The sequence below is a fragment of the Candidatus Abyssobacteria bacterium SURF_5 genome, assembly GCA_003598085.1.
GTDB lineage: Bacteria > Abyssobacteria > SURF-5 > SURF-5 > SURF-5 > SURF-5.
Genome location: QZKU01000106.1, coordinates 23,836 through 37,088, shown reverse-complemented (window position 1 = coordinate 37,088; position 13,253 = coordinate 23,836). Strand labels below are relative to the sequence as shown.

The following is a 13,253-nucleotide window of genomic DNA, read 5'->3' as shown; positions in this document are numbered from 1 at the left end:
AGAGAGAGCCAGAGAAAATGTAGTGCCTAGAGCTTTTTCTGTCTCTGTAAGTTCTTGATACAAAATAGCTTAATTTTTCAAACTGTCGAAAATGAGTTAGAAGGAGATCCGCGGTTCGGCGATTTCCGCTGATAAATCGAAATTCATGTTCGTCAGAGTGAAATCAGTATTGTGTTCTCGAATTTTGGGTAGGAGGAGTTGGTTATGGCAGTAGTTCGTATTCCAGTACCTTTGAGAAGGTTCAGCGGCGGAGCGGAGGAAGTGACGGCCGCCGGCGCGACGGTGGCTGAGATTATCGAGGACCTGGACCGCAGCTATTCGGGGATGAAGCACCGGCTGCTGGAGAACGGGGGCCTTCGCCGGTTCGTCAATATTTATGTAAACGATGAGGACATCCGCTTTCTACAGAGTCTTGATACGCCGGTGAATGAGGAGGACGAGCTTTCGATAGTTCCCGCCATTGCGGGAGGGCGGTAGAGGGGAAGATGAACCTAACCGACGAACAGATCAAGCGCTATAGCCGCCACATCATATTGAAGGAAGTCGGCGGAAAAGGGCAGAAGAAACTGCTCGAATCGAAAGTGCTTATCATCGGCGCCGGCGGGCTGGGATCGCCGTGCGCGCTGTATCTTGCCGCCGCGGGCGTAGGCGAACTCGGGGTTCTTGACTTCGATACAGTCGATCTGAGCAATCTTCAGAGGCAGATTCTGCACACGGTGCAGGATTTGGACCTGCCGAAAGTGCAATCGGCTCGAAGGACGATTGAGGCGCTGAATCCGGATGTTCGCGTGAGGGCTTACAAGGAGCGGCTGACTTCACAAAACGCCTTGGACCTGTTCAGGGAGTACGACATCATTATCGACGGCTGCGACAACTTTGCGACGCGTTATCTGATCAACGACGCCTGCGTGCTCCTCGGGAAGAAGAACGTGCACGGCAGTGTGCTGTTATTTGAGGGGCATGTCACCGTTTTCGATGCCGCCCAGGGGCCGTGCTATCGCTGTCAATACCCGCAGCCGCCTCCTCCGGGCATGGTTCCGAGTTGTCAGGAGGCGGGTGTATTGGGGGTGCTGCCGGGCATCATCGGAACTCTACAGGCGGTCGAGACGCAAAAGCTTATTCTCGGGGTCGGGAAACCGCTGGTGGGGCGACTGCTGCAGTTTGATGCGCTCGGCATGAAATTCCGCGAGTTCAAGCTGCGCAAGGACCCGCAGTGTCCGGTTTGCGGGAAGAACGCCACGATCAAGGAACTGATCGACTACGACGAATTTTGCGGGTTGAGCGGGAATGGCGATCATGTTGATGATTGAGCGCAAAATCCTCGATGACATTTACCGGCATGCTCTCGATGAGTATCCGGACGAATGCTGCGGCATCCTTGTCGGGTTCGACAACGGCGACGAGCGCATTGTAACTAAAGCTCATCGCGCAAAGAACGTAAGCACCGAGCGGCGGCATGATCGCTACCTGGTGGACGAGAGGAAACTCATCGAGGTGATTAAATCCACCCGCGGCAAAGCGGAAGATGTGATTGGTTTCTATCATTCTCATCCCGACTATCCGAGCACGCCATCTCAATATGATACCGAGCATGCCGCATGGCCGGGCTATTCGTACCTGATCGTATCGGTCGAAAAGGCGCGGGCGGTCTCGGCGCAGTCGTGGATCATGCCCCAGGAGAACGGTTCGTTTCTGGAGCAGGCGCTGAGCTTGAGGGAGGATCAGCCGGTATGACCGCAAAGAGGTTGGGAATCCTTTTGACGACGAGTCCCGAGCACGCCAATACGCATAGCGTCATCAGGGTCGCCGAAGCCGCTCTGCGACGCGGGATCGAGGTGCGCATTTTTCTGATGTGCGACGGCGTCCTCAACGTCAACCACGTCCCGTTCCTTTCGCTGCTCGACAAAGGCGCCAACATCTGCCTTTGCCAGCAGAACTTGAACGAGCGCTTTCAGGACGAAACGAACGGCGTCATGCTGGGGAGCCAGTACGATTTCGCATGTAATATCCGCGATTCTGATAGAGTAATCGCTTTCTGCTGAGCCATGAAGACCACCACGATTCTCATTTCACAATCACCGCTGAAAACCGTGCGCGCGACGGAAGCCCTCCGGATGGGGGTGGGCTTGACCCTGTGCGGCGACTCGGTACAGGTTCTTTTTATCGGCGACGGCGTCTATTCGCTCCTCAAGACCGAGCCCGGGAGATTGGGCATGGCGGAATACATACGCCACATCGAGACGCTGCGCCAGCTCGGCCACCGGCTCTTTGCGGAGCGGGAATCAATTACCGAGAGATATCGAGGAGACGTTTCCGTTGCGGTGGAGCTCATATCGCGGGATGATGCCGCCCGCATGTTGCTCGAAAGCGATTCGGTTATCCGGTACTGAGAAAATATGAAAGTGCTGCACATAATCAGGAATCACGATGACGGGCTGGCGCTTCGGCTTGTCGAGGCGATCAATCGGCTCGATGGAGTCGAGCAGGCGCTTCTCATGATACAGGACGGCGTGTATGCCGATTCATTTGGCCTGAAGACCTACGCCTGTTCTGAAGACGTGCAGGCGCGCGGCGTGCAAACCGATCACGAGCTTGTCGATTATGACCGCATCGCCGACATGATTTTCGAGTACGACCGCGTGATAACCTGGTAGTTCGCGTCAGTTCCGTCTCGAGCATTCCTCATTCCGGCAATTATCCTTTTCGGGCGTCTCTGAAAGCCGGATGACCCGGCGAAAATTCTGCTATAATGAAAAACGGTGTGGAGGATCATTGTTGTGGGCACTGAGCATACTCCGGATAAGGAACTGAATCTGAAGGGTGAGATATGCCCGTACACTTTCGTCAGGTCGAAGCTGGCGATCGAGGAAATGAGACCGGGCCAGATCCTGCGGGTGATCGTGGATTATGAACCGGCGACAAGGAACGTGCCGAGAAGCATGGAAAACGAGGGCAACGAAATTCTTGGCGTCAGCAAGGTGAACGATTCCGACTGGCAAATCCTGATTCTGAAAGCAAATGCATAGGTACGTGAAGAGATGAGCGAACTGAGCGAACAGGAAATAAAACGCTACAGCCGCCACATCGTTTTGAAGGAAATCGGGGGAGTCGGCCAGAAGAAGCTTCGGAATGCGCGGGTGCTTCTGGTGGGAACGGGCGGACTAGGCTCGCCGGCCGCATATTATCTTGCGGCGGCAGGCGTCGGTGTGCTGGGAATAGTTGACAGCGACGTGGTCGAGATCAGCAACTTGCAGCGCCAGATCCTGCATCGGACGTCCGATATCGGCAGGCCGAAGGTTGATTCTGCGGCCGATAAGCTTTACTCGCTGAACCCGGGTGTCGAGGTTGAGCGGCACTCCCTGCGGCTCGCCAGATCGAACGTCGAAAAGACGATCGAGTCGTACGATGTCATAGTAGACGGTGTCGATAATTTCGCTTCGCGCTATCTGCTCCACGACGCATGTTACCTCCGGGAAAAACCGCTGGTCGAGGCGGGGGTGCTTCAGTTTCTCGGGCAGGTAATGACAATCCTGCCGGCGAAAGGCCCGTGTTACCGCTGTCTTTTTCCCGAGCCGCCGCCCGTCGGCGCGGTTCCGAGTTGTCAGGAGGCCGGCATACTGGGGGCGGTCGCCGGGGTCTTGGGCATTCTGCAGGCGACCGAGGCGATCAAGCTGATTCTGAATATAGGAAAGCCGTTGAACGGAAGGCTGATCATTTACGAAGCGCTGTCGGGGACGTTCAGGGAAGTTGCTTTCAGGCGCAATCCAAGATGCCCCCTGTGCGGCGATAGCCCCACAATCAAAGAGCTGATTGAATACCCGCTGGAATGTGAAACCTGAGCACGCAGGCTCCGCATACTCCGGAGGGAACGGAATAAGAGGACATGGAAAAAGAAACCAGGAGAAAACCAAGAGCGATAGCCCTTCTTTCAGGGGGGCTGGACAGCACTTTGGCGGTCAGTATCCTCCTTGATATGGGGGTCGAAGTCGAGGCGGTCAATTTCAAGACGATTTTCTGCCAGTGCACGAGCGAGCGCAGGCGCGAAGGGTGCGGCAGCGAGGCGCGCCGCATGAGTGAGGCGCTCGGCCTGAAGCTCTCGGTGTTCAGCGTGACCGACGACTATCTGGACATCATCAAGCATCCCCCGCACGGCTGGGGCTCGAGCATGAATCCCTGCATCGATTGCCGTATTTTCATGTTTCGCAAAGCAAAAGAATACATGGAAAGAACCGGCGCGGATTTCATTGTGACGGGCGAAGTGCTCGGCCAGAGACCGATGTCGCAGCATATGCATGCCATCAGAACGATCGAGCGCGAGAGCGGTTTAGATGGGCTGGTGGTTCGCCCGCTCTGCGCGAAGCTGTTGCCGCCAAGCAAGCCGGAGCAAGAAGGGCTTATCGACCGCGAGAAGATGCTTTCTATCAGGGGCAGAAGCCGCAAACCACAGATTCGGCTGGCGGCGGAGAAGGGAATCCATGACTACGCCTGCCCTGCGGGCGGCTGTCTTCTGGCGGACAAGATATACGGGCGGAAATTGCGTGAGCTGCTGGAGCACAAGCCTGATGCCACGTTCGCCGACATGCGGCTTTTGAAGTATGGCCGGCATTTCCGTTTGGCGGATGGCTCAAAGATAATCGTCGGCCGCGATGAAAAGGAAAACGAAAAGCTCGAGCGCCTGGGACAACGTCTCCTGCAGATGCAGGTTGTCGACGGCCTGGGGCCGGTGACGCTGGCGCCCGCAGACATATCGGGAGAATCCAAGCTGGTGGCGGCCTCAATCACAGCGCGTTACAGCAAAGGACGGAATGAAGCCAGTCTCGTAATCCGCAGCCGGATGAATGGGGAGGAAGAACTGCTCGAGGTGCAGCCGATCAGCGACGAACGGCTGTCGCCATGGCGGATTGAGTAGAAGCGAAAAGAAAATCCCGATCCGATCCCCGCGCCCGCAGGATATCGGATCGGGTTTTTTTCTTCAAACCAATGCTCGATGTGGTCTTGAATTCCAGATCGAGTTCGACGCTAAATTTGCGGCGGCGTGATAACGCTGATAACTTCCGCGGTTTCCTTGCCGCTGTTGCGCCAGGAATACGGGGTCCCCGCTGCGAGATAGACGCTGTCGCCCGCGCTCAGCTTGTGCGTTTGTTCGCCGGTCGTAATCTCGATCTTCCCGTCGAGCACGAACAGGAACTGTTCGCCGTAGTGCGAAATCGGCTCGTCGCCGGAGGAATAGTCGGACGGCGCCGTTATTTTCAGCGGCTCCATCTTTTTATTGGCGATGTTGTTAGCCAGATATTCGGTGGCGGACTCGCTTTCGGTGTAGAATTTCCGGCCTTCGCCCTTTCGAACCACCGAGGCCTGACTTTGCTCGATTGAGGTGAACAGATCGTGCAACTGCAATCCCAGCGAGGTTACCATCTTCATCAGGGATGTGAGAGAGGGCGATACGGATCCGGTTTCGACGCGCGAGATCAGCGCTTTTGAGTAACCGCACTTGTTCGACAGTTCCTCAAGCGTCATCCCCTGCGAAACCCTGATGCGTTTGAGTTCTTTTCCAATGTTCATGTTACCTTGTTTCTCCTTTTGCATGCTGAAACCATGTAGAAACCATGTCAGTAAAATGGGGGACTGACGACCTTGAGCGAAATGGTTTTACCTTTTCCAATCCCCCTATAACAATGAGGGGACGACGACCTGAAATGGATGCTGTCACCAGCGCCGAGAATGAAGCGCGCGCCATTGACGACAACCTCGGCCTTTCCCTGCAGGATGTGAAGGAATTCTTCTCCCTTATGTCCGGTGCATGTGTTGTCATTCAGTCCGTTGTTCAAGGAGATCAAAAGAGGCTGCATCTTCTTCGCGTATGCACCATTCGTAAGGAATTCTATATCCTGCCTGCCATCCATTTGCGAGAACCTTCTCCGTTCGTCCTTCCTCACAATAACCGGCTCGTCACCATCGCATGAGGCGAATACGTCATAGAGCTTCAACTCCAGGGCGGCCGCCATTTGCGCCAGCGACGTGATCGAAGGCGAAACATTGTTATTTTCAACCCTCGAGATAAGGGCCTTTGAATACCCGCACTTTTCAGATAACTCCTCCAGAGTCATTTCTCGTGAGAGGCGGGCTTGCTTGAGGAAATCCCCCAGCTTCTGCATCTGATCGTTCTCCGCTTGGACTCGAACATGAACTGCCGCGATCTGGTCGTGCTTCCACTGTCTCTATCGCCGCCCGTAATGTCGGTGTTGCTTCGGCGCCTGTCTCACCACCTCCATGTGTCCACTCAGCTCAGCGGCGGCGTCGTCACCACGAGAGCCGATGTTTTTCCCTTTCCGGGATTGCGCCATTTGCGTATGTTTGCCGAAACGACGTACAAGCTGTCTCCTTCGTTCAATTGCGCCGTTCGCTCGTCGAAGGAAACCGCCAATTTGCCCTTCAACACATACCACCACTCCTCGGCTGCTTTTTCTTCAGCTACACGCTCCGTTGCGGCGCCGGAATCGAACGTCTTGATCACGGCGTCCATCTTGCGCCCGCCCGAGAGGAAGCAGAGATTTTCGATTTTGATTCCGTCACGGGTAAGGAAGGATTCGCGGCCTCCCTTCTTGACGACCGAGATCTTGCTGCCCTCGATCGAGGCGAACAGCTCATGCAGTTTGATCTGCAAAGCGGCCGACACCTTCATGAGCGAACCGACCGACGGCGAAACGGAATCGTTTTCGATGCGCGAGATGAGGGCCTTCGAGTAACCGGTCTGATCCGCCACATCCTGAAGGGTCATCTTCTTTTCGAGACGCAGCTTCTTCAACTTCTCGCCCAGTGTCATGGTCTCCTCCTCATGTTATCTCAACTGCGTCGCACGCTTTCGAATCCGCATCGCTATGCCGCGTTTCCTCCCCAAACGCCGCCGCTCCAGCTCATGCTTGCACGCGCGCCTGATTTTAGCTAATTGCGCGGAGGGGTGATAACACAGAAAGCCACCGACTTGCTCTTTCCGACGTTCTTGAAGCTGTGCGGAACCGAACTCTTGAAGTAAGCGCAGTCGCCTTCTTCAAGCGTGTGCTTCTTCTCACCAAGCACAAGCTCCATCCGTCCCTTCAGTTGCATCGTCCAGATTTCGCCGTTGTGACCGCCGAGTTCGCCGCCGGTGGACGCGCCTCGCTCGACTGTGATCAGCAGCGGCTCAATTTTCTTGTCGCCGCTCTGGACCGTCAGGAATTCGACCTCCGCCTTTCCTCCATTCATCTTCACTTTCTTGCGTTCCGCCTTATGAACCACTGTAGGCTCGGCATCTTTTGCCGGTAAGAACAGGTCATGAGGTTTCACTTCAAGCGCTGATGCGATCTTCAGGAGGGAATTGATTGATGGTGACACGTTCCCGTTCTCGATGCGGGAAATAAGGGCCTTTGAGTACCCTGACTTGGCGGCTACATCTTTTAGGGTGTATCCCTTTTCAAGCCGCACTTTCTTCAGACGTTCTCCGATGTTTACTTCCATTTCCTTCTCCCTTTTGGTTTCTGTTTATTACCTCCGCTTGAACCCATAAGCGGAAAGCACCTCTACGTATCCTGCACAATTTCCGGCGCGGCTGAAATTCAGTGACGGAGACGGCGTGAATGCCGTGAAACGCTCAGATCGTACGAACTGGGAATGGGTTAGGGAGCGTCTTCTTCTACCGGCATAGGTGTTTTCGAGATGAACAAATATGAACCCGCTTCACAGCGTGCAGCGGCTCCCAGCGCATTCATTCACTGAAAATAAGCATCATAACCACGCAACTTGGTCTTCAGTAATCCTAGCATAGAAAAAATCTTTTGTCAACTAAAAGTTGCATCTGCGTAGAAAAAAGGCGGAACCACGCGGGATTTTGAGACGCGAATATTTTCAACACAATAAAACCCGCTGAAATCCGGCTGATGTTTCCTTAAAACTATTTGAGCTTATTGAACTTAGCCTTCGACTTGCTGCAGGGGAGACAGGTAAGCAAGCGGCAAAGGAGGACGCTCGCCTTTTCAGATTCCGGCGGCATGGCGGTCACGGCTTCGGGCGATAAAAAACTTTTCAGGCGTTTTTAAGAGGCCGCCCGCGGCATGCAAAGAGGGGTATAAGAAGTATTGAAGAAATTAATCTCGGTTGTTCACCATGGGGAAAGATACAGGGGGACTTTCAGTCGTCTCAGATCCCCAATGGCAAAGACTCGGGCCGAGGATTTTGATCCACGCACTCCGCAGATCTAATCACTTCTTCGTCTTCGGACTTTCGCCACGTCATAAGCAACTGAAATTAGAGACTGCCCGCGGCAGGTAACACCATGACACGTCTCCTCGAGGCAAGAATCTTGGAACTGCAATTCTGACGAATCGTAGTGAGGATGTCTTCAACTGGTCGCCGATAGGGGCGGGTTTCAAACCCGCCCCTACACGTATGTTGCGGGACAAGCTGGAATAATTCTGGGAGATAGTCATTGACTCCCGGAATTGTGATTCGAAAGGGACAAACCATATTTACGAAATGGCGCCTTTAAAATTGTATGGGGCTTGACTCCCAAAGGTGCTTGCCCGATGTTCCAGCCTGGCGCATTCAACCTGCCGCATTCAACCTGCCGTCTTCATTTTGTCCGCTGGACAACCCTCATCGGCCGCTGCGTGTTTGAACATGCGCGTCCCGGTCAGGATGTCGGCCACCTCCTTCATGTGTTCGGCGGGCTTATCCTTTACGAACTGCCCGATCTCCACCGCCCTGCGAATATCAGCCTCATGGACGCCCGCCTCGATCAGATCGGGCACGATCTTATTGAGGCACGGCTCGCAATTAGCCGCCATCGCCGCACCGGCGGCGATCAGCAGTGTGACCTTGTGATCGACCAGCCGCTCCTTTTCCGCCTTCTGTTTTCCGCCACTCTCGGGTTGGACATTTGCGACCGTTCCTGCGCACCCGCATCCATCGCTTGTCATAGTATCCTCCTTTATTTTGTGTGGCATCCTGATTTCGAGGCACCGAGGCCTCACTACTTCGTAATATCGAAATGTAACGAAATATCTCGCGAAAAAAATTTACGCCTTCCGAGCCAGATCAACAACAAGAGCATTCAAATAGTCAGCCAGCTCCTCGAGCTTCTTCTGATTGATCGTGTAATAAACCCACTGGGCCCGCTTGTTTCGTTCGAGGAGACCGGCATTGTGCAGCTCTTTCAAGTGCTGGGATATCGTTGACTGCGCCATATCGAATTGGCCGGTAATTTCATCGACGCAGCAAATCGAGCCGGGTTTGAGCTCGATCGATTCGAAGTCTTTCGGGCAGCAGGCGTACCGGGACTGGTATTTTCTGATTGCCTCGAGCAGTTTCAGGCGGTTCTCGTTCCCGAGCGCCTTGAAGATTTTGACGAGTTCATCCTGTTTCATCGGGGGAGATGCCTTATTTCGCTATATCGCCATTTGCCGAAATTATAGCACCCAATCGAACTCCTGTCAATACCATTTTCAGCGAATTCAAAAAAATCTGTCATGCTTCGCTCGGTTTCAGAAAGCGTATTCAATATGATATAGTCATGGGTGTTCTCCCGGAAACAGGTTAAGAAGATCCAATGACCTCACAGACTCGTCCTCCTGCCATTCACGTGATGGCGAAGCCAAGCGGCGCCGCCTGTAATCTGCAATGCGCCTACTGCTTTTATCTTCAGAAGCAGAACTTGTATGCCGGCAGCAGTTTTCGGATGCCGGAAGACGTTCTCGAGGCATATATCCGGCAGGTTCTCGAGGCGCATCAGAGCCCGCAGGTGACAGTTGCCTGGCAAGGCGGCGAGCCAACGCTGATGGGGCTCGATTTCTTCCATAAGTCCATTGAATATGAGCGGAAATATCTGAAGCCGGGCCAATTCGTCCAGAACACTATCCAGACGAACGGCATCTTGCTTGACGACCGCTGGTGTGAATTTCTGCGCGAGCACAAGTTTCTTGTCGGCCTGAGCCTTGACGGTCCGAAGGAGATGCATGACGCTTACCGAAGGGATAAGGCCGGCCGATCGGTATTCGAGAAAGTGATGCGCGCTCTCGGGCTGCTGAAGCAGCATCAGGTTGATGTTAACGTCCTGACCACGGTCAACGCGGCAAACGCGGACCACCCGCTCGAGGTGTACCGCTTCTTGAGGGATAATGCCGGGATTCAGTTCATCCAGTTTATCCCGATTGTCGAGCGCGACCGGCGCGAGGAAATGCGCCGCGGCGGCTCAATCCCTGGGCAAGGCTGCCTTGACTCGTCTCGATCTTCTGCGGCCGTAACGGGAAATTCGGTGACCGCCGAATCGGTGAAACCTCAGCAATATGGCCGGTTTCTGAGTTCCATTTTCGATGAATGGGTCAGGCGCGACGTGGGCAGAATTTTCGTGAACCATTTCGATGCGGCCCTGGCGTCGTGGGTCGGAGCACCGCCGGCGATGTGCACGACGGCGCCGGAGTGCGGGTTTGCGATGGCGCTCGAACATGGCGGCGACCTTTACTCATGCGATCATTTTGTCGAACCTGCGTCCTACCTCGGCAACATCATGGAGACGCCTCTCATTGAACTCGCCGTTTGTGAAAAGCAGAGGGAATTTGGACGAAGTAAGCGTGATAAGCTCCCGAAGCAATGCCGCGAGTGCGATGTTTTGTTCGCCTGCCACGGCGAATGTCCAAAGAACAGGTTTTCTGAAACAGCAAACGGAGAGCCGGGGTTGAATTATCTTTGCTCCGGCCTGAAATCGTTCTTCGCGCATGTTGATCGCCCGATGCAGATCATGGCGGAACTTCTGCGCCGGCGCCGGCCGGCGTCGGAGATCGTTCAGCTTCTGCAATATGAAAAGGGGGGCGCAAACATCAAAGTTGCGGCGCCCGGCAGAAACGACCCCTGTCCGTGCGGGAGCGGCCTCAAATTCAAGCGGTGCCACGGGAGAGAATAGAGGAGAGGAGAGAGAATGGATCAAATGCGCCCCAACATTGTTTACGTCTTGTGTGATAATTTGGGCTTCGGCGAGCTCGGATGCTACGGCGGCGGCATACTTCGCGGCGCCGAGACCCGCCGACTCGACCGATTTGCTTCCGAAGGCCTGAAGCTGCTCAATTTTGCGCCCGAGGCCCAATGCACGCCCACCCGCTCGGCTCTGATGACCGGCCGCTACTCGATCCGCTCCGGCACGCATACCGTCGCGCTGGCGGGAACGGGAACCGGCATAGTCGCTTGGGAGCGCACGATGGGCGATATTCTCTCGGAGGCCGGCTATGCGACCGCATGTTACGGCAAATGGCACATCGGCGCCGAAAAGGGGCGCTGGCCGATCGATCACGGATTCGACGAGTGGTACGGCATTCCGCGCAGTTACGACGAGTGCCTGTGGCCGGACGACCCGTGGTACGACCCGAGGCGCGACCCCATGTCGTATATTCTCGAAGGCAAGAAAGGCGGCGATATCGAGGCGGTCCGGCAACTGACGCTCGAGGCGCGCCGGGATATCGACCTCGAATACATGAGCCGCGCGAAGGCGTTCCTGAGGCAGAGCGTCGAAGCCCAAAAGCCGTTCTTCCTCTATTTCAATCATTCGATGATGCATCTGCCGACGGTCCCGCGGCGTGAATTCGAGGGGAAGACCGGCAACGACGATTATGCCGATTCGATGCTCGAACTCGATTCCGATTTCGGCGACCTGCTGGATTACCTGGATGCGCTCGGGATCACCGATGACACCATAATCGTATTCTCCGGCGACAACGGCCCCGAAGAGCTTGAGCCCTGGCGCGGCACGGCGGGCTTTTTCGACGGCTCGTATTTCACCGGCATGGAGGGCTCATTACGGACGCCGTGCCTGATCCGATATCCGGGGAAGGTGCCCGCGGGCGGTCAGAGCAACGAGATCGTTCACATCACCGATATGTTCACCACGCTGCTCAACTGGGCCGGCTGCCAGGTACCGTCCGACCGCATCATCGACGGCATCGACCAGCGCGCGTTCTTCGAAGGCAAACAGGAGAATTCGAACCGCGAAGGCTTCCTCTTCTGGAACGGTCCCACGCTGTACGGCGCGAAATGGCAGAACTTCAAGGTGAAATTGATGGAGCAGCGCTACTACACCGACCCGGCGATGCCGATACCGAATCCGAACCTGGTGAATCTGATCGTGGACCCGAAGGAGCGCAAGCCGCTGAACTATCCGCACCTGCATTCGTGGGTGGCTTTCCACATGGGGCTGCTGCTCATCCAGTTCAACGAGAGCGTGCAGAAAGAGCCGCCCATTCCGCCGGGCGCTCCGCTCGATTACACGCCGAAGAACGCGTACAGCTAAAGGATTTGGCGGTCCCGATCATGAGAAAGTAGGTTGCGAAGGAGCGAGCGATGACACTATCTGACATGCGGTCGATCGAGATTCTCGGAGCGAGAGTTTCGTATCGAATCTGGGGAGAAAAAACGGGAGACGCGCTCTTGTGCCTGCACGGCAATCCCACATCGTCCTATCTGTGGCGTCATGTTGGCGAAGGTCTGAGAGATATTTGCACAGTGATTGCGCCCGACTTGCCCGGGCAGGGCCATTCGGAACTCGGCCCGCGCGCGGGCACGTGGGAGGATTTGGAGCAGTTCGTCGAGGATTTTGCCGCGGCGCTCGGGTTGGGGCCATTCAGCCTCGCGCTGCACGACTGGGGCGGACTCATCGGGTTCCGCTGGCTGTTCGATCATCCGCATCGCGAGAAAAATCTGCGGCGGCTGATAATAAGCGATACCGGCTTCTTTCCCGTAGGTAATGACGCGTGGCATTCTCTCGCGAAGATATGGCGGACCGATGGTGAGGGCGAAGCATGGATGGATGCGCTTACGTTCGATGATTTTCGCGAGGTTATGAGAGCGGCGAATGCCTCGCTCTCGGATGAGGCGGTGGCTGAATACTGGAAAACATTTTCTACGAAGGAACGCAGATACTCGAAGCTGGCGCTGTACCGCTCGGGCGATTTTGACAAGATCAGGCCGTACGAGGGCAGACTACAAGCGCTCAAATGTCCGGCGCTGATCATTTGGGGCGAGAACGACATATTCATTCCCGCAGCCGCAGCGCACCTTTTCAACCAGCAGATTGCGAATTCCGAACTCCATGTGTTGCCTGACGCCGGCCATTTTCTGTGGGAGGATGCTCCGGCGGCGACGGTTCGGCTGGTCAGGGAGTTTTTGCTCAGCTATTGAGAGAATTTCATTTGCAGGGGCGCAAGCTGCGGACAAATGTGTCCTCGGCACACGACAGC

The 13,253-nt window shown here is 55.4% G+C and carries 17 protein-coding genes and 1 pseudogene; 12 read left to right on the top strand and 6 right to left on the bottom strand.

Annotation, left to right across the window (positions count from 1 at the left end):
* The first annotated feature begins 204 nt into the window (after positions 1-204).
* The 9 genes from C4520_15225 to C4520_15185 all read left to right on the top strand — a co-directional run bounded on the left by C4520_15225 (position 205) and on the right by C4520_15185 (position 4,909).
* The gene (locus C4520_15225; GenBank protein ID RJP18034.1) at positions 205-477 is read left to right on the top strand and encodes a MoaD/ThiS family protein; all 273 of its coding nucleotides are present in this window, start codon (positions 205-207) and stop codon (positions 475-477) included.
* An 8-nt stretch (positions 478-485) separates the two neighbouring features.
* The gene (gene moeB / locus C4520_15220) at positions 486-1,310 is read left to right on the top strand and encodes a molybdopterin-synthase adenylyltransferase MoeB (protein RJP18033.1); all 825 of its coding nucleotides are present in this window, start codon (positions 486-488) and stop codon (positions 1,308-1,310) included.
* Positions 1,288-1,734, top strand: a complete 447-nt coding sequence (locus C4520_15215; GenBank protein ID RJP18032.1) for a M67 family peptidase — start codon at positions 1,288-1,290, stop codon at positions 1,732-1,734. Before moeB (C4520_15220) ends, C4520_15215 begins: the two co-directional genes overlap by 23 nt.
* On the top strand, positions 1,599-2,042 hold the full coding sequence (locus tag C4520_15210; GenBank protein RJP18031.1) for a hypothetical protein: 444 nt from the start codon (positions 1,599-1,601) through the stop codon (positions 2,040-2,042). The genes C4520_15215 and C4520_15210 overlap by 136 nt, the downstream gene beginning before the upstream one ends.
* 3 nt (positions 2,043-2,045) lie before the next feature.
* Entirely contained in the window at positions 2,046-2,390 is a 345-nt protein-coding gene (locus C4520_15205; GenBank protein RJP18030.1) for a hypothetical protein, read from the top strand.
* Between the two features lie 6 nt (positions 2,391-2,396).
* Positions 2,397-2,654 (top strand): hypothetical protein, encoded by a 258-nt coding sequence (locus C4520_15200; protein RJP18029.1) that lies wholly within the window; start codon positions 2,397-2,399, stop codon positions 2,652-2,654.
* A gap of 123 nt (positions 2,655-2,777) precedes the next feature.
* Positions 2,778-3,026 (top strand): sulfurtransferase TusA family protein, encoded by a 249-nt coding sequence (locus C4520_15195; GenBank protein ID RJP18035.1) that lies wholly within the window; start codon positions 2,778-2,780, stop codon positions 3,024-3,026.
* Between the two features lie 12 nt (positions 3,027-3,038).
* On the top strand, positions 3,039-3,839 hold the full coding sequence (moeB, locus tag C4520_15190; GenBank protein ID RJP18028.1) for a molybdopterin-synthase adenylyltransferase MoeB: 801 nt from the start codon (positions 3,039-3,041) through the stop codon (positions 3,837-3,839).
* 44 nt (positions 3,840-3,883) lie between these two features.
* The gene (locus C4520_15185) at positions 3,884-4,909 is read left to right on the top strand and encodes a hypothetical protein (protein RJP18027.1); all 1,026 of its coding nucleotides are present in this window, start codon (positions 3,884-3,886) and stop codon (positions 4,907-4,909) included.
* A gap of 110 nt (positions 4,910-5,019) precedes the next feature.
* Here the strand turns inward: C4520_15185 and C4520_15180 are convergent, their stop codons facing one another.
* The 6 genes and pseudogenes from C4520_15180 to C4520_15155 form a co-directional block, all read right to left on the bottom strand.
* The gene (locus C4520_15180; protein RJP18026.1) at positions 5,020-5,586 is read right to left on the bottom strand and encodes a cupin domain-containing protein; all 567 of its coding nucleotides are present in this window, start codon (positions 5,584-5,586) and stop codon (positions 5,020-5,022) included.
* Positions 5,587-5,609: 23 nt separating this feature from the next.
* Positions 5,610-6,155, bottom strand: a complete 546-nt coding sequence (locus tag C4520_15175) for an XRE family transcriptional regulator (GenBank protein ID RJP18025.1) — start codon at positions 6,153-6,155, stop codon at positions 5,610-5,612.
* A 515-nt stretch (positions 6,156-6,670) separates the two neighbouring features.
* A pseudogene (locus C4520_15170) lies at positions 6,671-6,823 on the bottom strand (XRE family transcriptional regulator).
* 119 nt (positions 6,824-6,942) lie between these two features.
* Complete coding sequence (locus tag C4520_15165) at positions 6,943-7,494, bottom strand: helix-turn-helix domain-containing protein (GenBank protein ID RJP18024.1); 552 nt, start codon at positions 7,492-7,494, stop codon at positions 6,943-6,945.
* Between the two features lie 1,097 nt (positions 7,495-8,591).
* Positions 8,592-8,978, bottom strand: coding sequence for a hypothetical protein (locus tag C4520_15160; protein ID RJP18023.1), 387 nt, complete (start codon positions 8,976-8,978; stop codon positions 8,592-8,594).
* A gap of 72 nt (positions 8,979-9,050) precedes the next feature.
* Positions 9,051-9,398, bottom strand: coding sequence for an ArsR family transcriptional regulator (locus C4520_15155; GenBank protein ID RJP18022.1), 348 nt, complete (start codon positions 9,396-9,398; stop codon positions 9,051-9,053).
* Between the two features lie 182 nt (positions 9,399-9,580).
* On the opposite strand from C4520_15155, the gene C4520_15150 reads away from it, so the two are divergent.
* The 3 genes from C4520_15150 to C4520_15140 are packed head-to-tail and all read left to right on the top strand — an operon-like array spanning position 9,581 to position 13,194.
* A complete protein-coding gene (locus C4520_15150; GenBank protein RJP18021.1) occupies positions 9,581-10,930 on the top strand; it encodes an anaerobic sulfatase maturase in 1,350 nt (449 codons plus the stop codon).
* Positions 10,931-10,945: 15 nt separating this feature from the next.
* Positions 10,946-12,307 carry an arylsulfatase gene (locus C4520_15145; protein RJP18020.1) on the top strand — a complete coding sequence of 454 codons (1,362 nt, stop codon included), beginning with the start codon at positions 10,946-10,948 and terminating at the stop codon, positions 12,305-12,307.
* A gap of 50 nt (positions 12,308-12,357) precedes the next feature.
* Positions 12,358-13,194 carry an alpha/beta fold hydrolase gene (locus C4520_15140; protein ID RJP18019.1) on the top strand — a complete coding sequence of 279 codons (837 nt, stop codon included), beginning with the start codon at positions 12,358-12,360 and terminating at the stop codon, positions 13,192-13,194.
* The last annotated feature ends 59 nt before the right edge of the window (positions 13,195-13,253 follow it).

Excerpts from the sequence above, each read along its gene's own strand:
- C4520_15175 (RJP18025.1), bottom strand. The coding sequence starts at position 6,155 with ATGCAGAAGCTGGGGGATTTCCTCAAGCAAGCCCGCCTCTCACGAGAA.
- moeB (RJP18033.1), top strand. The coding sequence starts at position 486 with ATGAACCTAACCGACGAACAGATCAAGCGCTATAGCCGCCACATCATA.
- C4520_15225 (RJP18034.1), top strand. The coding sequence starts at position 205 with ATGGCAGTAGTTCGTATTCCAGTACCTTTGAGAAGGTTCAGCGGCGGA.
- C4520_15140 (RJP18019.1), top strand. The coding sequence starts at position 12,358 with ATGACACTATCTGACATGCGGTCGATCGAGATTCTCGGAGCGAGAGTT.
- C4520_15155 (RJP18022.1), bottom strand. The coding sequence starts at position 9,398 with ATGAAACAGGATGAACTCGTCAAAATCTTCAAGGCGCTCGGGAACGAG.
- C4520_15180 (RJP18026.1), bottom strand. The coding sequence starts at position 5,586 with ATGCAAAAGGAGAAACAAGGTAACATGAACATTGGAAAAGAACTCAAA.
- moeB (RJP18028.1), top strand. The coding sequence starts at position 3,039 with ATGAGCGAACTGAGCGAACAGGAAATAAAACGCTACAGCCGCCACATC.
- C4520_15205 (RJP18030.1), top strand. The coding sequence starts at position 2,046 with ATGAAGACCACCACGATTCTCATTTCACAATCACCGCTGAAAACCGTG.
- C4520_15150 (RJP18021.1), top strand. The coding sequence starts at position 9,581 with ATGACCTCACAGACTCGTCCTCCTGCCATTCACGTGATGGCGAAGCCA.
- C4520_15145 (RJP18020.1), top strand. The coding sequence starts at position 10,946 with ATGGATCAAATGCGCCCCAACATTGTTTACGTCTTGTGTGATAATTTG.
- C4520_15160 (RJP18023.1), bottom strand. The coding sequence starts at position 8,978 with ATGCCACACAAAATAAAGGAGGATACTATGACAAGCGATGGATGCGGG.
- C4520_15165 (RJP18024.1), bottom strand. The coding sequence starts at position 7,494 with ATGGAAGTAAACATCGGAGAACGTCTGAAGAAAGTGCGGCTTGAAAAG.
- C4520_15185 (RJP18027.1), top strand. The coding sequence starts at position 3,884 with ATGGAAAAAGAAACCAGGAGAAAACCAAGAGCGATAGCCCTTCTTTCA.
- C4520_15215 (RJP18032.1), top strand. The coding sequence starts at position 1,288 with ATGGCGATCATGTTGATGATTGAGCGCAAAATCCTCGATGACATTTAC.
- C4520_15210 (RJP18031.1), top strand. The coding sequence starts at position 1,599 with ATGGCCGGGCTATTCGTACCTGATCGTATCGGTCGAAAAGGCGCGGGC.
- C4520_15200 (RJP18029.1), top strand. The coding sequence starts at position 2,397 with ATGAAAGTGCTGCACATAATCAGGAATCACGATGACGGGCTGGCGCTT.